This is a genomic window from Actinoplanes sp. NPDC049668 (assembly GCF_044465445.1).
Lineage (GTDB): Bacteria > Actinomycetota > Actinomycetes > Mycobacteriales > Micromonosporaceae > Actinoplanes.
In genome coordinates, this window is record NZ_JBITLR010000005.1 from 519,324 (window position 1) to 538,007 (window position 18,684).

The following is an 18,684-nucleotide window of genomic DNA, read 5'->3' on the forward strand; positions in this document are numbered from 1 at the left end:
TCGACCGCGGTCAGCGGGTCGGGATATTGGACGGGGTCGGGTTGAACATCTTCGAAGCAGTGCTCCTCGGTGCGGTGGAGGGTTTCACCGAATTCCTCCCGATCTCCAGCACCGGACACCTGACCATCCTGGAGAAGCTGCTCGGCTACGACATCGACGATCCGGACATCACGGCCTTCACGGCGATCATCCAGTCCGGTGCCGTCATCGCCACGGTGCTGTTCCTGCGCAAGGACATCGCCCGGATCGTCCCGGCCTGGTTCCGCGGGGTGCTGAACTCCGGAGAGCGCGACAATCCCGACTACCGGTTCGGCTGGGCGGTGATCCTCGGCTCGATCCCGATCGGCATCGTCGGGCTGCTGTTCCAGGACACCATCACCTCGACGCTGCGCAGCCTCTGGTTCGTGGCCTGGTCGCTGGTGCTGTGGAGCGGCGTGATGGCGTTCGCCGACCACGCCGCCACCCAGATCCGCCACGAGGAGGACATCACCTGGAAGGACACGCTGATCATCGGCGTGACGCAGTGCCTGGCCCTGATCCCCGGGGTGTCGCGCTCCGGCGCCACCATGTCGGCGGGCCTGCTGCGCGACTTCGACCGGGTGACGGTCACCCGGCTGTCGTTCTTCCTGTCCATCCCGGCGCTGCTGGGCGCGAGCGTGCTGCAGACGGTCACCGAGTTCGACAACATCTCCGGCGGCGTCGGCTGGGGGCCCACCATCGTCGCCCTGATCACCAGCTTCATCGTCGGCTGGTTCGCGGTGTCCTGGCTGCTGAAGTTCATCGCCAAGCACTCGTACAGCGTGTTCATCGCCTACCGGCTGGTGCTCGGCGCCCTGCTGATGGTGCTGCTGGCCACCAACGTCATCGAGCCGAAGTAGCCGGGAACAGCCGGTCGAGGTGCGCGTCCAGCACGGCCAGCGCCTGCCCCGCGGAGTACTGCCCGCTGATCAGGTAGAGGCCGAGGCCTTCCATGAGGGCGAGCAGGCCGCCCGCGGCCGTGCCGGCGTCCGGGGTGGTGGGCAGCAGGCCGGCGAAGAACGACAGGAGTTCGGCGGTGTCCTCGCGGAGCCCGGCCGCCGGGTGTACCGCGGCGTAGGCGAGGAAGGCCAGCGCCACCCGGGCGTCGTCGCCGCTCTGCTCGTCGAGCGGCAGGACGGCGGTGATGAACGCACGCATTAGCAGCCGCGGCGGCGGTGGCGCGGCGCCCAGCCGAGCGATGGCCTCGGCGACCCGGATTCGGCTGCGGTCGCGGACCACGGCCATCGCGAACGCCATCATCTCGTCCTTGGTGGCGAAGTAGTGCTGCACCATGCCCGCCGAGACGCCGGCCTCGGCGGCGACGTGGCGCAGGCTGACCGCCTCCAGCCCGCGCTCCGCGGCGACCCGCATGAGGGCATCGGCGATCAGCGTCCGTCGTTCTTGATGATCGACTTTCCTGGGCACGGTACCGATGCTTTCGGTTAGGCGGTGGCGGCGGCCAGGCGGGCGCGGGGGAATCCGTCGGCGTCGTCGGCGTAGATCCGTATCTCGTCGACGGGTTCGCTCGGCCCCGTCGGCAGGTCGAACGTCAGCGGGCGGCGCAGCCGCACGTCGATGCTGGTCTGCTTGCCGACCGCGACGTTCAGCACCCGGCGTCCGTCGTGTACCTCGAACTGCACGGACTTGTTGGTCGGCACCGAGCGGTAGCGTTTGGATACCGACGCGACCTCGTCCCACGGCACGGTGAAGTCGACATTTGCCCCGTGGCGCACCCGGATGCCCCGGTCGCCGACGATGTGCGGGTGCACCGTCAAGGTGGCGAGGAAGCCGAGCATCCACAGCAGACCCCAGACGCCGAGCCCGAGCACGATCCACCGGGCCGGGTGCCACGGCACCACGTGGGTGACGACGACATCGAAGATCGGGATCTCCACCACGGACAGCGCGATGAAGGTGCCGAGGATCGGCTTGATCACACCCACGTAGGCGAACGGTGCGTCGCCCGGGTCCGACACCCGCGGCCGGCGCCGCAGCCACACGTACAGGCTGTGCCAGGCGGCTCGTTCCATCTCGGCCGCGCGGCGCAGCAGTGGGCCGACGGTCCTCCGGGTGGGGGTGCTGGTCTGGCTCATGGCCGTCCTTGTAGTGGGAGGCGTGGCGCCCGAATGCAATACGACTGTATGGCTACGACGGTAGCGCGTTTACAATGCAACTGCAATGTGATGTGCGTCAGGGTCACAGCCGCAGCGCGGCGCGGACCAGCTCCAGCGCCGCCTGCGGGGACACCCCGAGCGCCGTCGCCTGCTCGGCGTAGCGCTGAGCGGCCCGCTGCGCCTGCTCCGGGGTGCCCGCGGCCCGGGCGGTGATCAGCGTGCCGGCCCGGCCGTGGGTCTCCACCAGGCCGGCCTGCTCCAGCTCGCGGTAGGCGCGGGCCACCGTATTCGCGGCCAGGCCCAGCTCGGCGGCGAGCCGGCGCACCGGCGGCAGCCGGGTGCCGGCCGCGAGCACACCCCGGGCGGCCAGCTCGGCGATCCGCGTCCGCACCTGCTCGTACGGCGGGACCGCCGAGCCGGCGTCGATCACGATGTCCATCCGGCCCCCCGGGGGTAAGCGTTACAGCAGCCGCGGCGGGGTGTTGCCGGCCGCGACGATGGCCCGGCGCATCGGGACCAATGCCAGCAGGATGCCACCCACGACGAAGAACACCACCAGCGACACGATGCCGATGCGGTAGCTGTTGGTCAGCTGGAACACCAGCCCGAACGCCAGCGGGCCGAGCCAGCTGGTGCCCTTGTCGCTGATCTCGTAGAAGCCGTAGTACTCGCCCTCGCGGCCCTCGGGGATCAGCTGGCTGAACAGCGACCGGCTCAGCGCCTGGCTGCCGCCCATCACCAGGCCGATGCCGACGCCGAGCAGCATGAACGGCACCGGCTCGCCCTCCGGCAGCCAGAACGCGGCCAGGATGACGCCGAGCCACAGCGCCAGCGCGATCAGCACCGTCTTGCGGGCGCCGATCCGGGTGGCCAGGCCGCCCAGCAGCAGCGCGCCGCCGAACGCCAGGAACTGCACGATCAGGATCGTCACGATCAGCGCGCTCTGCTCCAGGTGCAGCTCCTCGGTGCCGAACTGGCTGGCCAGCGAGATCACCGTCTGGATGCCGTCGTTGTAGATCAGGTACGCGCCCAGGAAGGCCAGCGTCAGCGGGTACGCCTTCAGGCTGCGGATGGTGTGCCCGAGCTGGCGGAACCCGTCGGTGAACACGTTGCCGCTCTGGCCGGGGCGGGCCACCTCGGCGGCGGGGTGCTCCTTGAGCCAGCGCAGCGGCAGCAGGGTGAACGCGGCCCACCAGACGCCGGCGGACACGATGGACCAGCGGGCCAGGTCCAGGGTGCGCTGGTGGTCGCCGTCGACGCTGAGCGCCATGACCACGCCCAGGTTGATCAGCAGCAGGACGCCGCCGCCGAGGTAGCCCAGCGCCCAGCCGCGGCTGGAGACCTCGTCGCGGTCGTCGGGCCCGGCCAGCCGCGGCAGGAACGAGTTGTAGACGACCACGGACGCCCCGAACGCGATGTTGGCGATGATAAACAGCAGCCCGCCGAGCAGGTACCGTTCGCCGGTCACGAACGCCATCGCGACCGTCGCGCCCGCGCCGACGAACGCGGCCGCCGCCAGCAGCGGCTTCTTACGCTCGGCGCGGTCGGCGATCGCGCCCATCACCGGCAGCACGAACACGGTCAGCAGCACCGACAGCGACACCAGGTAGGGGAAGTACGACCCGGCGGCGATGGTGATGCCCAGCGGGTGCACCCGGCCGTCGCACTCGTCGGCGCCCAGCGCGCACCCGGCGGCCTGCTCGGTGACGCTGGTCAGGAACGGGCCCAGGAAGACCGTGATGACGGTGGTGGAGAAGGCCGAGTTGGCCCAGTCGTAGAAGTACCAGCCGGTGCGTTCGCGGCGGGTGCTCGCCGGGGCGGTGGTGGCGGTCATGGGCGGGCTCCTGCGCGGCGTCGGGGATGGCGCGCTGATGATGCCATCCCGAAGCCCTTTCGGGGTACGCCGACGCGTCGATCAATCCGGCTGGTTCCACCACTTCGCGAGGGTGCTGGTCGCCGGGTCGTCGGAGTCGGCCAGCGCCGCCCACGGGTCCGCGCCCGGCGGCAGATCCTGCGCCGCGTAGGCGGCCAGGTCCTGCGCCGGCACCGCCGCGTCCGCGCCGGTGTCCACCGGTCCCGCGTGGTACAGCCCCAGGCTGCCGGTGTCGATCCAGGGCCAGCCGTCGACCGGCTCGGGCAGCGCACCGACGTCGACGACCGGCGGGAACACGCTCACCTGCTCGGTGTCCGGCGCCGCGTCCGGGTCGGCGCCGATCGGGCCGAGGCCGTGGCCGTCGCTGACGTCGACGACGCCGTGGTCGGCCGCGTCGTCGTCGTGGCCGGTGCCCGGCTCGTGCACGTCGTCCCACCCGCCGTCGGTGTCGAGGTCGAGGTCCGCGTCGCCGCCGGCGTCGTGCGGTGCCAGGTCGTCGTGTCCGAACAGGTCGTCGTGGAACGGGCCGTCGTCGGCGACCGGCTCGTGCGACGGCGTGAAGTCGTCGTGCCCGGCGCCCGGATCGGAGTGATCGTCCGGGTCGTGGAAGTCCGCCCAGCCGTGTTCGTCGCTCACGTCAGCTCCTGAGAAATTTCGGCGGGCACGGGCGCCAGGGTGCGCGCCCGCGCGAGTACGTCGTCGACCTGCCTGAGCTGTGCCCGGACGCCGGCCAGGTCCGCGTTGGCCCCGGCCCGGCGCCGGGCCCGGCCCGCGGCGTCCTCGGCCACCGCCGCGTCGATGTCGGCGATGTGCGCGTCGAGTTCGCGCAGCCGCCGCTCGACCGCGTCGTCGACGGCGACGCCGAGCGCGTACTGCAGGTCGGTGAACCGGTAGGAGATCTCGTCGGACAGGGCCGCGCGGGCCTCGCCCAGCACCTCGCGCAGCCAGGCGCGGGCCTGCTGGCGGTCGGACTGCACCCGCCGGCGGTACAGCACGAACCCGCCCGCGGCCAGGCCGAGGCCGAGCCCGGCGACCGGGATCAGCAGCCCGCCGGCGACGGCGGAGCCGATCCCGAACGCCGAGGCGCCCAGGACCGCGCCGCGGCCGGCCATGAACGCGATCCCGCCAGCCGACAGCACGATCAGCATGTTGTCGCCGGAGCCGTCCCGGGCCGGGCCGCCCGCCAGGGCGTGCCGCAGCGTGGCGTTGAGCCGGTCCAGGACCGCGGCGAGTTCCTCGTCGTCGAAGACCTGGGCCAGGACCCGCTCGCCGACCTGCCGGAACGTGGCCCGCAGGTCGTCGGAGAGGCGCACCGCCACCGCCTGCAGCTCGGCGTCGACCTGGTCCGGCAGCGCGGCCAGTGCCTCGCCGCGGGCGGCGTCGATGCGGGCGCCGAACTCCTGCTGCACGGCGGCGACGCGGGTGCGCAGCAGGCCGACGACCTCGACCCGGGCCCGCTGCGTCTCGGCGCTGAGCAGCAGCGCCCACTGCCGCGACTCGGTGCGTTTGCGGGCGGCCAGGGCGGAGCGTTGCGCGCGTACCCGGGCGACCTCGGCCGGGTCGGCGTCGCTGGCCCGCAGCCGGGCCTCCGCGGCCGCCTCCAGCCGGGCCAGGTCGCTGCGGGCGGCCCGCAGCACGTTGGCCAGCTGCAGCTGGTGGCCGCGCCCGGCCAGCTCGACCAGGGCGTGCTGCAGCTCGGCGATGCGGGCCGCGCCGACCAGCGCGGCCTGCTCGCCGGCGGGCATGCTCAGCGCCAGCTCGGCCAGCCGCGCCGAGACCGGGAACCAGGGCGCGTCGGCGAACCGCGGCGCCCGGGCGCGCAGCAGCGCCCGGTTGTCCTCGGCGATGCTGCGCCACCCCGGAAACGCGTCGATCTTCGTCAGGGCGAACACGACCGCGTCGACGCGCTCGCTGGCGGCCGACAGGAAGTCCAGCTCCGGCTGCGACAGCGGCGCGGACGCGTCGGCGACGAACAGCAGGGCGGTGGCCCGCTCGACCGCGTCGAGCGCGACGGCGGTGTGCGCCGGGTCGAGCCCGCCGACGCCCGGGGTGTCCAGCAGGCTGGTGTACTGCAGCAGCGGCGCCGGGTGGGTGACCTCGAGGCGCCGGGGCGCTCGGCCCCCGCCGGGCGGCTCACCGCCGGTGGCCCAGTCGGCGAGCCGCGCCACGTCGACCGGCACCGGCTCGGGCGCGCCCGGCACGTACGCGGCCGCCGACGCGCGCGTGCCGGGGGAGAAGTGCAGGTAGGCGGCGGTCGCGACGGCCGCGTCGACCGGTGACAGGCCGGGCACCCCGAGCAGGGCGTTGAGCAGCGAGCTCTTGCCCCGCTTGGTCTCGCCGACGAGCACGATCACGGGCCGGGTCAGCTGGCTGCGGCGCCGCTCGGCCAGCTCCGCGCCCGCGTCGGCGTCGGCGGTGCGCACCGCGGCCAGGGCGTCGCGGACGGCGAGGTCGAGGTCCTTGGCCAGGCTCACCGCGGCCGCCCCTGACCGGCCTGCTCCCGGACGGCCTGCGCCAGCAGGTGGAAGCCGCGGTGCGCGACCTGCGCCACCCGCGACTGCGCCGGGCCGGCGCCGGCGACCGCGTACACCCGCCACCGGTTGGCGGCCTCGACCGCGGCGGCGCTCAGCTCGTCGGTCGCGGCGTCCGGCAGCCGCAGGATCCACCGGGGGTCCTCGGAGGTCGCCAGCCGGGTCAGCTCCCGCTCCCAGGCGGCCGGCAGCGGCACCGCGCCGGTCGCGACCCGCTGCGCCACCTCCAGCAGCCGCAGCCGGTGGTAGGCGGGCTCACGCAGCAGCCGTTCGGTGGCGTCGCGCAGCGCCTCCCGGTCGCGCGGGTCGCCCTCGTGGCCGGCGATGCGCTCCAGCCGGGCCAGGGCCCAGCCGGCCTTGATCGCGTCGGCGCGCCAGCGCAGCGTCTGCTCCAGGGTGTTGCGCAGCCGGGGGAAGCCCGACGCGCCGACCAGCCGGCGCACCAGCTCGCCGGTGCCCAGCCGCGGCTCGGCGGCGAGCTGCGAGCACGCGAAACCGACGCCGTAGAGGTCGAGCAGCCCGAGCAGCCGTTCGCGGTGCTGCGCGCCGACCGGCGCGGGCCGGGTCCGGAACAGGTCCACCGAGGCCAGCAGCACCCGCAGCTCGTCGGCGGGCAGCGCGGACAGGGTCCGCAGCGCGGCGCAGTCGGCGGCGGTGAGCCGCCCGGCCTCGCCGGTCTCGGCGAGCAGGCCGACCACCGGCACGACCTCCGACACGGTACGGGCCAGCAGCGCCGCCTGCTGCTCGGCGAGCGGCCCGGCGACCGGCCACGGATCCGCGGCGCCGCCGACCAGGGTGTCGACCTTGCCGAACACCCCCAGGGCGTTGATCGGGCTGCTGGCCAGCCGGGCCGACGCGGTGCGGAACGCCTCCAGTGCGCGCACGTCGTCGGCGCGGACCGCCTGGGTGAAGACGTAGACGACGGCCTCGGCGGCGGCGACCTCGGAGGCGGAGTCGGCGTCGATGTCGGCGTCGAACGGCGCGGTGCTCTCGCCGAGCTCGGCCGCGGCCCGGGCGCTGACCCCGGTGTCGGTCGACGCCAGGCCCGGCGTGTCGACCACGGTCAGGTCGCGCAGCTTCTCACTGGTCAGCGTCACGTCGACATAGGCGATCCGCGCGGCGCCGACGCCGAGCCGCTGCGGGATCATGCCGTCGTCGCCCAGCGGCAGGCTCGAGCGGGTGCCGTCGCGGCGCACCACGTCGACGCGGTCGGCGCTGCCGTAGCGGAACCGGGTGACCACCCGGGTGCACTCACCGACCGCCGTCGGGGCCACCCGGCGCCCGATGAGCGCGTTGACGAGTGTCGACTTTCCGGCTTTCAGCCGACCGGCGATTGCGACGCGTAAGGGTTCGGACAACCGATCACGGACCTGAAGCGCCTGGCCACCGGCGTGCGGACCGACCCGCGCCACGATTTCGTCACAGAGGGTAGCTACGCGGGCGGAGAGCGGGCCGACGGTCATGACTCGTCAGCCGAGCACACCGTCAGCGAGAATGTGCTGACCGCGGCCGACGTCCTGGACACAGTCGCCACCCTTCCCGTTCGCGGGCAGGGCGGGATGCCTGCCGCACCACAGACTACGGACCGACGAGGCGACGCAGATCCCGTGTTCGTGCCAGCCGGGCACGGACCCGGTCGGCGGGCATCGGGACAAGGGGATGCCGGTGGCACAGCAGGACCTGGCCGGGCTGGCCGCCGCGCACGTGCGCCGCCCGGGCCTCGTCATGCTCACCGGCGCGCCCGGCTCCGGGCGCAGCACGCTGCTGCGGCGCATCGCCGCCGTCGCGCCCGGCCCGGTGCACGCCGGCGGCGGCCTGGCGATGCTGGCCGCCGTACCGGCGCTGGCCCTGTCCCGGGCCGTCAAGGCCCGGCTGCCCACCCACGACGTGCCGCTGCTCGCCGAGGCCGTCCGCTCCCGGGTCCGCGGCGGGCTGCTCATCCTCGACGACCTGCAGTACGCCGACCCGGCGACCCTCGCGGCGCTGCCGCACCTGGCCCGGAACGTGCGGGTGCTGGTCGCCCTGCGCGCACCGCACCGCCTCGACGAGGAGACGGTCGCGGCGCTGCGCTCGGCCGCGACCGCCTGGCTCGACGTGCCGCCGCTGAACACCGTCACCGCCACCGACCTGGCCCGCCGCGTCGGCGGCCAGCTCACCGACGACGCCCTGGCCGCCGTCGTACGCCGCGCCGGCGGCAACCCCCTGGCGGTCACCGCCCTGTCCCGGCAGGCCGGCGCCGGCCGCGGCGCACCCGACACCGACATCGACCAGGTCGCGTACGCGATCGCGACCGCCCTGGCCGACCTGCCCCGGCCCGCCCGCACCGCCCTCGCCGCGCTGGGGCTGCTCGGCCGGCCCGCACCCGCCGCCCTGCTCGGCCCCGGCGCCGCCGAGCTGCTCGAGGCCGGGCTCGTCGTCGACGGCGACGACGGGCTGGCCCCGGTGTCGGCGTACTTCGCCGAGACCGCCGCCGGGCTGCTCGACGCGGCGGCCCGCACCGACCTGCACCGCGCCCTGGCCGAGCGCGCCCCCGACGCGGAGGCGGCCCGGCACCTGGCCGCGGCCGGCGACCACGCGGGCGCGTACCGGCGGGCGCTGACCGCCGCCGACAAGCCCGGCGGCGACCGCGCCGGGCTGCTGCTGTTCGCCTGCGAACTGCCCGGCGTCACCGTCGGCCCGCGGGTGCGGATCGCGGCCGCCGACGCGCTGCTGGCCGCCGGCCGGCCACACCCGGCGGCGCGGGTGCTGACCACGCCGGGCCCGCTCGGCGTCGAGGCCGACGTGCTGCGCGGCGAGGCCCTGCTGCAGGCCGGCGACCCGGCCGGCGCCCGCGCCGCCGTGCGCCCGGTGCCGGACGCGGCCGGCGGCACCGTGGTCGCGGCCCGCGACCGGATCCTGCTGCTGGCCGAGCTGGCCGCGGACCCGGCCGGCGCCCTGGACGCCGCGGAGAAGATCGCGGCCCGCTACCCGGCGCCGCCGCCGGGCGTCGCCGCGGCCCTGGCCGCGGTCCGCGCCGCGCACCGGGTACCCGGCTGGGACACCGAGCTGGCGGCCGCCGCCGGCACCGGCACCGACCGGCTGGCCGGGCGGTGGAGCGCCTGGCTGCTGGTGGAGCACCTGGTCGCCGACGGCCGGCTGGCGCAGGCCGCGACGGTGGCCCGGGACGCGGCCGCGGCCTGCGCCGCCGACCTCGCGTACAGCTGGCAGACCCGGTTTCTGGCGGTGTGCGACTGGGCCGAGGTGCTGCAGGGCGCGATGATCGCCGCGTCGGCGGCCGCGGCCCGCGAACCCGCGCCCGCGGCGGACCCGCTCGCCGCCATCGACGCGGAGTCGATGCCGGCCCGCGACGCCGCCGACCGGGCGCTGCGCCGCGCCGCCGACCTCACCGACCGGGCCCTGCCCGCCGACGCCCGCGGCTACGCCACCGCCGCGACCGCCCTGGTCGAGGCCGACACCGGCCTGCTCGCCGCCGCCCGCGGCCGGCTCGCCACCCCCGACGGGCACCCGGCGACCGCCTGGGTGGCGCGCGAGGCCGCCTGGCTCGACGGCCAGCCCGACCGGGCCGCCCAGCCGTCCGGCACCACCACCGCCGGCCTGCTCACCGGGCTGCGGCACATCACCGCCCGCTGGGCCGCCTACGACAGCGGCGCCACCGCCCGGGCCGCGTACGCGTCGGCGTTCGACCTGGACACCCCCGCACCCGAGATCCCCGCGGGCCTGCCGACCGCGGCCCGCCGCACGCTGACCGCGTGGGCGACCGGCACCGGTTTCGCCGCGGCCGCCGACACCTGGACCGGCGTCGCCCTGCGCGAGGAGATCCGCTGCCTGCTCGCCGCCGGCCTGCACGAGCAGGACCCGGAACGCGCCGTCGCGGCCCTGCTGCGCGCCGAACACCTCGCCGACACCGCCGGCCTGGTCGTGCTCGCCGGCCGGGCCCGCCGTGGCCTGCGCCGCCACCACGTGCACCGCGACACCCGCAGCCCGCGCTCGGGCAGCCGGCTGACCCGCCGCGAGACCGACGTGCTGCGGCTGGTCGCCGCGGGCGAGCCGACCCGCCGCATCGCCGGCCAGCTCGGCATCTCGGCCGAGACCGTCGACACCCACATCCGGGCCGGCATGCGCAAGCTCGGCGCCCGCACCCGCACCGAGGCGGCCGCGCTTGCCCTGACCCAGATCGAAGCGTCCGAGACACACTCCGAGCGCGAGGAAGGCCGTTGACCCGACAGCCCGACGCCCCCCGCCACGTCGTCGCCTCCGGCGCCGACGCCGAGACCGTCGTGCGCCGCCTGACCCGCGACGGCTGGACCGTCCGCGCCGGCTTCGCGCTGCCCGACCCGTCCTGGGACGTCACCTCGGCGCGGCTGGTGCTGCACGGCCGCATCACCGACCTGGAGAACCTGCAACTGGCGGTGCTGGCCGCCGCCCGTGGCGCCGGCATCGTGGCCGTCTGCGACTCCGAGACGCCGGTGGGCCGCGCGCTGATCGACGACCTGAGCCGGCTGGGCACCGTGCAGCTCGGCCCCGGCGGCCCGAACTCCCCGGCCGACGGCGGCGACATGGTCGCCGACCTGGTACCCGAGCAGCGCGCCCTGCTGGACCGGCTCGCCGCCGGCGACACGATCGCGGCCGCGGCCGCGGCGGAGTTCCTGTCGCTGCGCACCGCCAACCGGCGGATCGCCGAGGCCCGCGCGATGTTCGGCGTCCGCACCACCCGCGAGGCGGTCCTGGCCTACCTGCGCCAGCGCCGCACCCCCGGCTGAGCCGCCGCTGCCGTCAGATCTGACCCAGATCGGCGGACAGCCAGTGCTCCGGGCGCATGTGGATGACGACCATCTCGCCGACCTGCGTCTGTTCGAACTCCAGGTACCCGTCGACCTTGTCCGGCGGCAGGTAGCGCGCCGCCAGCTCCCGCGAAGCCTCGCCGCCACCCGCGCCGGTCCGGACCACCGGACCCTCGACCGACACGTAGCGGATCGTCGGGTCGGTCCGCTGCACCATGAGGCTGAACCGGCCCGCGGCGGCGATGGCCCGGGCCTTGCGCGAGGCGAGCTCGGTCGACACCCACAGCTCGCCGCCCGGGCTGTACTGGTACCACATCGGCACGGTCAGCGGTGCACGATCCGGCCGCTCGAGCACCGACAGCGCGCCGATGTGCGGCTCGGCCAGGAATTGCTCACGTTCCTCCGGAGAGAGCGCCATGCACCCGATCCTAGCCAGCACAGGTCCATTAGGGTCGGTGGATGGAGCAGACCGTCGCCGCCAGTGCCTTCGACTCGCTGCGCCTGGACGCCGTGCCCGACTCCGAGGCGCTGCGCCGGGTCTACGACCTGCCCGGCGAGGCCGCCGTGCGCAAACAGCTGACCGAGCTCACCGAGCAGACCCGGCGTCTGATCGGCTGCGCGTCGCTGGTCCTGGTCGCCAGCGCGGACGCCGAGGGCAACTTCGACGTCTCCCCGCGCGGCGGCCCCGCCGGCTTCGTCGCCGTCCTGGACGCCCGGACGGTGGCGATCCCGGACGCGACCGGCAACAAGCGCCTGGACACCCTGCAGAACGTCATCGCGACCGGCCGGGCCGCGCTGCTGTTCGTCATCCCGGGCCGTCCCACGACGCTGCGGCTCAACGGCCGGGCCTGCGTCTCCACCCGGCCCGACCTGCTGTCGCAGCTGACCGCCGTCGGCAAGCCGCCGGCCAGCGCGCTCGTGGTGGGCATCGAGGAGGTCTACCCGCACTGCCCCAAGTCGTTCCTGCGCGGCGGGGTCTGGAAGCCGGAGCAGTGGCTGCCGGCCGACGCCCAGCCGACCTCGGCCGAGGTCACCCTGGCCCAGCTGCGGCTGCCGGACCTGACCATCGCCGACATCGAGCAGACCGAGGCCGACGCCCTCAAGTACCGGTACGAGTGACCGGGCTCAGAACACCGGCATCAAGGCGAGGAACGGGGAGCTCTCGTCGGCCACGTCCTGCGGCGGCGGCGCGGTGATGTCGGCGGCCGTCCCGAAATCGGAGAAGGTGAAGACGGCCCGCGCGATCTCGGCGCCGGAGCTTATCTTGACGAAGCGTCCCTGCTCGTCCACGTCGAAGTCGATCGTCACCGGCGCCGCGGTCGCGCCGGCGTCCTTCGCGGGCACGACGGCCCGGCCGGAGAACGAACGCCCACCGACCCGGGTGAGATCCGTGGCGAGCCCTGGGTTGTCGGCACCGTTCCACGGGAACCGATCGTTGAACAGGAACGAGTACTGCGACCCCCGCGGCAGGCGGGTCCGTGCCCAGCCGCCCGCGGCGACCCGTTCGCGGGACTGGAACAGGGGCAGGCCTTCGAGGGTCTTGCCGCTCGCCCGCACGTAGACATCGGTTCCCACCCGGCGGATGGTCCATTCGGGGCCGACGATCTCCCAGGCCTTCGTCTGTGCGTTCACCACGCCGGTGAACGCCATGTCGTCGAACCCGGAGTCGAGCGCGAACCGTGCCGACTCCGTGCCGAGCCGGGCCTTCGCCGCGGCGACCACCGCAGACGGATCGGACGGTATCGGAGCCGGCGCCCGGGTGGCGGCAGGTGCGCTCCGGCCCCCGGCGGAGCAGCCGGCACCGCCGACGGCGATGAGGATCGCCGCGCCGGTGGCCATCAGACGTCGTACCCGCATCCCGCAACCCCTGCCCGAAGATGATCTTGAACGGGCGCCACTGTAGCGGCGGGCACGCGACCGCGGAAGCCGGCCCGACGCGGCGGCTGTTCAAGGGGTCGATCGACCGTTTAAGGTGCTCTGCGATGAAGGTGCTGATCTCTGCCGACATGGAGGGGATCTCGGGGATCGTGCATCCCACCGAGACCAACCCCGGCGGCTACGACTACGAGCGCGGCCGGGCCCGGATGACCGCCGAGGTCAACGCCGCCGTCGCCGGTGTGCTCGAGGCCGTGCCCGCCGCCGAAGTGCTGGTCGTCGACGCGCACGGGTCCTTCCGCAACCTGCTGCCCGAGGAGCTCGACCGCCGCGCGCGGCTGGTGCGGGGCCGGCCGCGGCCGCTGGGCATGCTCGCCGGGCTCGACGACGACACCGACGCGGTGCTGTTCGTCGGCTACCACGCCCGCGCCGGCAGCGGGCCGGGCGTGCTGGCGCACACCATCGGCCCAGGGATCCTCGACGTGCGGCTCGACGGCCGGTCGACCGGCGAGATCGGACTGAACGCGGCCCTGGCCGGCTTCCACGGCGCCCCGGTCGTGCTGATCACCGGCGACGACGCCGCCTGCGCCGAGCTGCGTGACCTCGTCCCGGCCGCGCTGACCGTCGCCGTCAAGCGGGCCCTCGGCCAGGCCGCCGCCGTCGCCCTGCACCCCGACGAGGCCCGCGACCAGGTGCACCGGGCCGCCGCCAAGGCGGTGCGCCGCCACGACCAGGTGCCGCTGGTGACGGCGACCGGGCCGGTCCGGGTCGAGGTCGACCTGTACGGGCCGTACACCGTCGACCTGGCCGTGCTGATCCCCGGGGTGACCCGGGCGCCGGGCGCCCGCACCGTCGCGTTCACCGCGGCCGACATCACGGAGGCGTACCGGCTGGTGCAGCTGCTGACGCAGCTAGCCCTGCTCAAGCCCGGCTGAGCGGCGCTTGCGGACCCGGGCCATGTCCACCGGCCGGGTGCGGTCCACATAGCGCGGCAGCTCCGGCTCGTCCACGCGCAGCGGTTCGAGGGTGCGGGCGATGCCCTCCACGATCCGGTCGGTGGCCCGCATCGCCCGCGCGCCGTCCGTGCCGGTCAGTCCGGACAGGTCCACCGGCTCGCCGAAGCGCACGTACACCACCGGCCGGTGCCGGATCGCCCGCAGCACCGAACCGACGATCCCGACCGGTGCCGTGTACGGCAGTACCCGGTGGGTGTCCCACTGCGCCACCGGGATCACCGGCGCCCCGGACATCGCCGCCATCCGCGCCACGCCGGTCTTGCCCCGCTCCGGCCACATCCACGGGTCCAGCCCGATCCGGCCCTCCGGGTAGACCAGCACCACCGAACCGGCCCGCAGCGCGTCGGCCGCGTTCGGCAGCGCCTCGGTGACCTGGGCGGTGTGCCGGTCGACCCGCAGGTGCCCGGCCGCCCGCATCGCCGCTCCGACGACCGGCGCGCTGAACAACCCGCCGGTCGCCATGAACCGCGGCGCGATCCCGGCGATGCTGCACGCCGCCGCCATCACCACCGGGTCGACCGGGCTGACGTGGTTGGCCGCGAGGATCAGCGGGCCGTGCCGCAGCCCCGGCGGCACCTCACCGGAGACCCGCAGCCGGCAGATCATCGGCACCAGCATCCGGGAGAACCGCAGCATCGCCCGCCACACCCAGGGCACCCGCCATGACACGTCCATCAGGGCGCCATGATCGCATGCCGGGCTCAGCCCGCGTCGCGTAACTCCGCCAGCCGGGCCTCGATCTCGGCCAGCTCCGCCCGCAGCCGCTCGGCCTGCTGCTCCGCCTCGGCCCGCTCGGCGGAGACGATCTGCTCGACGGCCTCCTGCACCCCGGGCACATCGACCAGCTGCACGATCTTCATCGCCTCGGACGGCTTGACCACGTAGGGCTTCGCCAGCGACTTCGTGCCCTGGTTGGCGGCGATCGTCCACTCGCCGTCGGTGTAGGCCAGCGTCACGGTCAGGCCCGGCGGCGGCTTCGGCTTGGCGACCCGGCCCGGCGCCTTGCGCGGCGCCGGAGCCGTCGCACCCGTCGCCGCCGACGGCGTGGGCGCGGGCGCCGCGGGCGGCGGGGGAGCCGGCAGCGGCTTGTCCATGACGAACTCCGGCTCGGCCCGGGTCTGCTCCGGGACCGGGGGAGCGGCCTTCTTCACCGGGCCCTTCGGCGCCACCTGCAGGTCGCCGGGGGAGAACGGCAGCTCGTCGCGGCCGAACCGCACCACCACCCACTCGTCGGACTCGGCCGGGTCGGTGAGCGCCACCACCTGGCCGACCTGCCCGGCGATCTGCCCCGCCGACTCGGTGAACATCACCCGGGGCCGCCGGCCCGCCGCGAGCCCGTCCCGGATCGTCTGCAACTCGTCCGTGCTGAGCCCTCGCGCACCGGTGCGTGCCGCCGTAGCCATGGTCGTCCCTTCGTCGTTACCGCGCACAGCGTCCCTCGAACGCGTGTTTCAATGCCGTAGTTCTACCAGTACCCACCGACAATGAGGTCACACGAGGGGTACCCGGCAGCGTGTCACCCGGCGCCGCCGCGGACCAGGCGGCTCGCGGGGTGTGTCGCTCGGCAGGATTCGGCCACCTCGGACGATCGGACGGCCGGCGGCGACGATCGGCCAATTCCATGTGCGAGCGGCGCACCTCGGCGCCTAGGAAGGAGCCATGGCCAACGAGGTGACCGTTCCACTGCTGCCGTGCGCGTCCATCGACGACATCGCCGCTTTCTACCAGGTACTCGGCTTCCACATCACCTACCAGCAGCGCAAACCCAACCCGCACGTGGCGTTGCAACGCGAGGATCTGAATCTGCACTTCTTCGAGATGCCCGGGTTCGACCCGGAGCAGTCCTACGGCTCCTGCCTCGTGCTGGTCTCGGACATCGGGGAACTGCACCGGGCCTTCGCCGCCGGCATGCGCGCCGCGTACGGCAAGGTCCTCGTCTCCGGGACGCCGCGGATGACCCGGCCCCGGGTGCGGAAGAACTACGACGGAATGGGCGGGTTCAGCGTCGTCGACCCGGGCGGCAACTGGATCCGCGTCGTGCAGAACCCCGCCGCCGCACCCGCGCCGGCGACGCCGTCCGCCGGGCGGCTCGGCAAGGCTCTGGCGAACGCCATCGTGCTGGGCGACTCCAAGGGCGACGCCCGGCAGGCCGCGCGCATCCTCGACAGCACACTGGCCCGCCCGCAGGACGGCGACGACCCGGTCGAACACCTGGAGGTGCTCGTCTACCGCGCCGAACTGGCGATGGTGCAGCACGACCACGAGACCGCGACGCAGATGCTGGCCCGCGCCGACAATGTCGTCTCGACGCGGAACAGACCGAACGGGCCGCACCGACGTTCGACACCGCCGCCGACCTCGCGGCGGCGCTGCGGTAGCCCGACAAGCGATCCCTGCCGGCCGGCCGCACGTCAGACGGGCTTGCCCGGCGGGGACTTGAGCAGCGGGGTCGCCGCGCCCGCGTAGCCGCCGCGGCCGGCACGCTTCGCGGCCGCGGCGATGCGGACGAGGTCGATGTTGACGCCGGCGGCGCCGCTCGGGTCGTGGACCTTGAGCTTCACGTCGAGGCTCACCATGGTGCCGGCCCAGCCCTGCGCCTCCAGGTTGAGGTGGGCGACCTTCTGCGAGCCCAGGTGCGGCAGGTAGCCCAGCGGCGCCACCTCGACCTTGTCGGCCGACGACAGCGCGTTCAGCTTCGACTGGTTCTTGGTGTTGGGGTTGGCCACCAGGTTGCGGAAGTCCTCGGTGCCGCCGAGATTCACCTGATACGAGCTGACCAGCGTCAGCCCGCGCTCGGCGAGCAGCCGCAGCAGCGCGTCGTGCAGCACCGACGTGCCGAACTGGCTGGCCAGGTCGTCGCCGATGAGCGGCACCCCGGCGGCGGCGAACCGCGCCAGGCACCGCGGATCCCGGGCGACCGCGTCGCTGGTGGTGTTGACGAACGCGACCCCGGCCCTCCGGGCCGCCTCGGCGTACGCCAGCGCGGTCACGGGCCGGCCGCTGGGCGCCGAGTAGAGCAGGACGTCGGCCGGGGCGAGCACCGCCGCGACCCGGTCGATCCCGCCCTCGTCGACGAGCCCCTCGGTGACCGGCACGCCGGCCGGCGGCAGCTCGCAGTCGAGCCGGGGGAAGTTGTTCGGCGCGAGGAAGATCGCCTCGGTCAGATCCTTGCCGATCTTGGACGGCGAGGTCGCGAACGCCGCGACGAACTCGATGTCGCCGACCCCGAAGCCGTCTATCTCCGGACTACAGACGCCGACCAGCCCCTCCGCCTGCCGGTAGTACGCGATGCCCTGCACCAGCGCCGACGTGTTGTTCCCGACCCCGACAACCGCGACCCTCACCCGTTCGATCATGGCGACGAGGCTACGATCCGCACCCGTCGACTGTCGCCCTCGGACAGGAACGACGCCAGCTCCTCGCCCTCCTCGGCCACGCCGTCGCGTTCGGCGGGCGACAGCTCGCGCAGCGGGGCGACCGTCACCGTGCCGTCCTCGACGTTGTTCCAGGTCGCGGCGACCCGGCCGTCGACCAGCACGACGCGGTGACCGGCGACCGACAGGCCCCGGTCGGTGAGGTCGACGATCCGGCCGCGCTCGGCGTACCCCAGCAGCGCGTTGTCGAACGCCGGCAGGAACCGCACCGGCGCGGGCGTGTCCGGGTCGGGGCGCGGCGCGCCGGGCAGGTCCAGCAGCTCCCGGCCCCGCTCGTCGCGGAACGCGACCAGCTCGCCGCGGACCGCCGCGACCGCGGCCGGCAGCCCGGCCAGGCCGCACCAGGCCCGCAGGTCCGCCGTCGCGGCCGGCCCGAACGCCGCCAGGTAGCGCCGCACCAGCACCGCACCGACCGGATCCCCGCCGTCCGGCGCCGGCGGGTCGACGTCGCGGCCCAGCCACGTCGACAGCGGCAGGTAGCGCGCACCCGAGCGGACCCGCCACAACCCGCGCGGCGGCAGCTGCACCGCCGGGACCAGCGCACCGATCACCATCTCGCCGAGCGCCCGCGGGCCCGGCGCCGGCCACCGCTCGCCCAGCGCCCGGGCCAGCTCCGACATCGTGCGGGGCTCGCCGTCGGCGAACACCTCCCGGCCCGCCGCCGCGAGCTCGGCCAGGTCCACCCCGGCGAGCTCACCGCGGTAGACGCCGAGCACCCGCTGGCGCAGCATCAGGTCGTGCCGCGACCGCCAGGCCAGGGTGTCGGCGGCGGTGAGCAGATGGATCGTGCGCCGCATCAGATGGATCCGGACCACGCCCCGCTCGGCCAGCAGACCCGACAGCACCGCCGGGTCGAAGCCTCGCAGCCGCGACCACAGCCCCACGAACGGCTCCTGCGGCTCCTGCGCCTGCAGGCCGCACAGGTGCGCGACCGCGTCCAGGACCGGCAGGTCGGCGCGATCCAGCAGCAGCTGCCGGGCCAGCGTCGCACGGTTGAGCGCCCGGATACCCAGAACGGTCATCGGACCAGGGTCGCAGACCC

General features: G+C 74.7%; 18 protein-coding genes and 1 pseudogene. 6 read left to right on the top strand and 13 right to left on the bottom strand.

All coding sequences use genetic code 11. From position 1 onward, the window contains the following. The first annotated feature begins 59 nt into the window (after positions 1 to 59). Positions 60 to 878, top strand: a complete 819-nt coding sequence (locus ACIBSW_RS23495; RefSeq protein ID WP_404799434.1) for an undecaprenyl-diphosphate phosphatase — start codon at positions 60 to 62, stop codon at positions 876 to 878. Here ACIBSW_RS23495 and ACIBSW_RS23500 read toward each other — a convergent pair. The 7 genes from ACIBSW_RS23500 to ACIBSW_RS23530 form a co-directional block, all read right to left on the bottom strand. Beyond that, positions 862 to 1,443: a TetR family transcriptional regulator C-terminal domain-containing protein gene (locus ACIBSW_RS23500; protein WP_354722003.1), complete on the bottom strand. Its 582-nt coding sequence runs from the start codon at positions 1,441 to 1,443 to the stop codon at positions 862 to 864. The genes ACIBSW_RS23495 and ACIBSW_RS23500 overlap by 17 nt on opposite strands. Positions 1,444 to 1,460: 17 nt before the next feature. After that, positions 1,461 to 2,111, bottom strand: coding sequence for a hypothetical protein (locus tag ACIBSW_RS23505; RefSeq protein ID WP_354722002.1), 651 nt, complete (start codon positions 2,109 to 2,111; stop codon positions 1,461 to 1,463). A 103-nt stretch (positions 2,112 to 2,214) separates the two neighbouring features. Then, the gene (locus tag ACIBSW_RS23510) at positions 2,215 to 2,571 is read right to left on the bottom strand and encodes a GntR family transcriptional regulator (RefSeq protein ID WP_354722001.1); all 357 of its coding nucleotides are present in this window, start codon (positions 2,569 to 2,571) and stop codon (positions 2,215 to 2,217) included. Between the two features lie 21 nt (positions 2,572 to 2,592). Continuing rightward, the gene (locus tag ACIBSW_RS23515; RefSeq protein WP_354722000.1) at positions 2,593 to 3,966 is read right to left on the bottom strand and encodes an MFS transporter; all 1,374 of its coding nucleotides are present in this window, start codon (positions 3,964 to 3,966) and stop codon (positions 2,593 to 2,595) included. Positions 3,967 to 4,047: 81 nt separating this feature from the next. After that, entirely contained in the window at positions 4,048 to 4,641 is a 594-nt protein-coding gene (locus ACIBSW_RS23520; RefSeq protein WP_354721999.1) for a hypothetical protein, read from the bottom strand. Further along, positions 4,638 to 6,479, bottom strand: a complete 1,842-nt coding sequence (locus ACIBSW_RS23525) for a dynamin family protein (protein WP_354721998.1) — start codon at positions 6,477 to 6,479, stop codon at positions 4,638 to 4,640. The genes ACIBSW_RS23520 and ACIBSW_RS23525 overlap by 4 nt, the downstream gene beginning before the upstream one ends. Next, positions 6,476 to 7,999 carry a dynamin family protein gene (locus tag ACIBSW_RS23530; protein WP_354721997.1) on the bottom strand — a complete coding sequence of 508 codons (1,524 nt, stop codon included), beginning with the start codon at positions 7,997 to 7,999 and terminating at the stop codon, positions 6,476 to 6,478. Before ACIBSW_RS23530 ends, ACIBSW_RS23525 begins: the two co-directional genes overlap by 4 nt. 196 nt (positions 8,000 to 8,195) lie before the next feature. Between ACIBSW_RS23530 and ACIBSW_RS23535 the strand changes: the two genes are divergently transcribed. Both ACIBSW_RS23535 and ACIBSW_RS23540 read left to right on the top strand, forming a co-directional pair. Then, a complete protein-coding gene (locus ACIBSW_RS23535; RefSeq protein ID WP_354721996.1) occupies positions 8,196 to 10,754 on the top strand; it encodes a LuxR C-terminal-related transcriptional regulator in 2,559 nt (852 codons plus the stop codon). Beyond that, entirely contained in the window at positions 10,751 to 11,296 is a 546-nt protein-coding gene (locus tag ACIBSW_RS23540; RefSeq protein WP_354721995.1) for a LuxR family transcriptional regulator, read from the top strand. The genes ACIBSW_RS23535 and ACIBSW_RS23540 overlap by 4 nt, the downstream gene beginning before the upstream one ends. Positions 11,297 to 11,309: 13 nt before the next feature. On the opposite strand, the gene ACIBSW_RS23545 is transcribed toward ACIBSW_RS23540, so the two are convergent. Next, positions 11,310 to 11,735: a pyridoxamine 5'-phosphate oxidase family protein gene (locus ACIBSW_RS23545; RefSeq protein ID WP_354721994.1), complete on the bottom strand. Its 426-nt coding sequence runs from the start codon at positions 11,733 to 11,735 to the stop codon at positions 11,310 to 11,312. Positions 11,736 to 11,776: 41 nt separating this feature from the next. On the opposite strand from ACIBSW_RS23545, the gene ACIBSW_RS23550 reads away from it, so the two are divergent. Then, positions 11,777 to 12,436, top strand: a complete 660-nt coding sequence (locus tag ACIBSW_RS23550; RefSeq protein ID WP_354721993.1) for an MSMEG_1061 family FMN-dependent PPOX-type flavoprotein — start codon at positions 11,777 to 11,779, stop codon at positions 12,434 to 12,436. A 6-nt stretch (positions 12,437 to 12,442) separates the two neighbouring features. Here ACIBSW_RS23550 and ACIBSW_RS23555 read toward each other — a convergent pair whose 3' ends face one another. Next, positions 12,443 to 13,174, bottom strand: coding sequence for a hypothetical protein (locus ACIBSW_RS23555; RefSeq protein ID WP_354721992.1), 732 nt, complete (start codon positions 13,172 to 13,174; stop codon positions 12,443 to 12,445). A gap of 125 nt (positions 13,175 to 13,299) precedes the next feature. On the opposite strand from ACIBSW_RS23555, the gene ACIBSW_RS23560 reads away from it, so the two are divergent. Then, positions 13,300 to 14,127 (top strand): M55 family metallopeptidase, encoded by an 828-nt coding sequence (locus ACIBSW_RS23560; RefSeq protein WP_354721991.1) that lies wholly within the window; start codon positions 13,300 to 13,302, stop codon positions 14,125 to 14,127. Here ACIBSW_RS23560 and ACIBSW_RS23565 read toward each other — a convergent pair. Then, on the bottom strand, positions 14,104 to 14,883 hold the full coding sequence (locus tag ACIBSW_RS23565; RefSeq protein ID WP_354721990.1) for a lysophospholipid acyltransferase family protein: 780 nt from the start codon (positions 14,881 to 14,883) through the stop codon (positions 14,104 to 14,106). The two genes, ACIBSW_RS23560 and ACIBSW_RS23565, sit on opposite strands and share 24 nt — an antisense overlap. A 26-nt stretch (positions 14,884 to 14,909) precedes the next feature. After that, positions 14,910 to 15,611, bottom strand: coding sequence for a hypothetical protein (locus ACIBSW_RS23570; protein WP_354721989.1), 702 nt, complete (start codon positions 15,609 to 15,611; stop codon positions 14,910 to 14,912). 256 nt (positions 15,612 to 15,867) lie between these two features. Between ACIBSW_RS23570 and ACIBSW_RS23575 the strand changes: the two are divergent. Further along, a pseudogene (locus tag ACIBSW_RS23575) lies at positions 15,868 to 16,586 on the top strand (VOC family protein). Positions 16,587 to 16,619: 33 nt separating this feature from the next. On the opposite strand, the gene ACIBSW_RS23580 reads toward ACIBSW_RS23575, so the two are convergent. Further along, the gene (locus ACIBSW_RS23580; RefSeq protein ID WP_354721988.1) at positions 16,620 to 17,564 is read right to left on the bottom strand and encodes an inositol-3-phosphate synthase; all 945 of its coding nucleotides are present in this window, start codon (positions 17,562 to 17,564) and stop codon (positions 16,620 to 16,622) included. After that, positions 17,561 to 18,664 (bottom strand): winged helix DNA-binding domain-containing protein, encoded by a 1,104-nt coding sequence (locus ACIBSW_RS23585; RefSeq protein ID WP_354721987.1) that lies wholly within the window; start codon positions 18,662 to 18,664, stop codon positions 17,561 to 17,563. Before ACIBSW_RS23585 ends, ACIBSW_RS23580 begins: the two co-directional genes overlap by 4 nt. Positions 18,665 to 18,684: the final 20 nt, after the last annotated feature.

What these genes read in the sequence shown, in the direction of transcription:
- ACIBSW_RS23555 (WP_354721992.1), bottom strand. Translation starts at nt 13,174, where the DNA reads ATGCGGGTACGACGTCTGATGGCCACCGGCGCGGCGATCCTCATCGCC.
- ACIBSW_RS23565 (WP_354721990.1), bottom strand. Translation starts at nt 14,883, where the DNA reads ATGGACGTGTCATGGCGGGTGCCCTGGGTGTGGCGGGCGATGCTGCGG.
- ACIBSW_RS23580 (WP_354721988.1), bottom strand. Translation starts at nt 17,564, where the DNA reads ATGATCGAACGGGTGAGGGTCGCGGTTGTCGGGGTCGGGAACAACACG.
- ACIBSW_RS23510 (WP_354722001.1), bottom strand. Translation starts at nt 2,571, where the DNA reads ATGGACATCGTGATCGACGCCGGCTCGGCGGTCCCGCCGTACGAGCAG.
- ACIBSW_RS23560 (WP_354721991.1), top strand. Translation starts at nt 13,300, where the DNA reads ATGAAGGTGCTGATCTCTGCCGACATGGAGGGGATCTCGGGGATCGTG.
- ACIBSW_RS23505 (WP_354722002.1), bottom strand. Translation starts at nt 2,111, where the DNA reads ATGAGCCAGACCAGCACCCCCACCCGGAGGACCGTCGGCCCACTGCTG.
- ACIBSW_RS23530 (WP_354721997.1), bottom strand. Translation starts at nt 7,999, where the DNA reads ATGACCGTCGGCCCGCTCTCCGCCCGCGTAGCTACCCTCTGTGACGAA.
- ACIBSW_RS23550 (WP_354721993.1), top strand. Translation starts at nt 11,777, where the DNA reads ATGGAGCAGACCGTCGCCGCCAGTGCCTTCGACTCGCTGCGCCTGGAC.
- ACIBSW_RS23585 (WP_354721987.1), bottom strand. Translation starts at nt 18,664, where the DNA reads ATGACCGTTCTGGGTATCCGGGCGCTCAACCGTGCGACGCTGGCCCGG.
- ACIBSW_RS23515 (WP_354722000.1), bottom strand. Translation starts at nt 3,966, where the DNA reads ATGACCGCCACCACCGCCCCGGCGAGCACCCGCCGCGAACGCACCGGC.
- ACIBSW_RS23570 (WP_354721989.1), bottom strand. Translation starts at nt 15,611, where the DNA reads ATGGCTACGGCGGCACGCACCGGTGCGCGAGGGCTCAGCACGGACGAG.
- ACIBSW_RS23535 (WP_354721996.1), top strand. Translation starts at nt 8,196, where the DNA reads ATGCCGGTGGCACAGCAGGACCTGGCCGGGCTGGCCGCCGCGCACGTG.
- ACIBSW_RS23545 (WP_354721994.1), bottom strand. Translation starts at nt 11,735, where the DNA reads ATGGCGCTCTCTCCGGAGGAACGTGAGCAATTCCTGGCCGAGCCGCAC.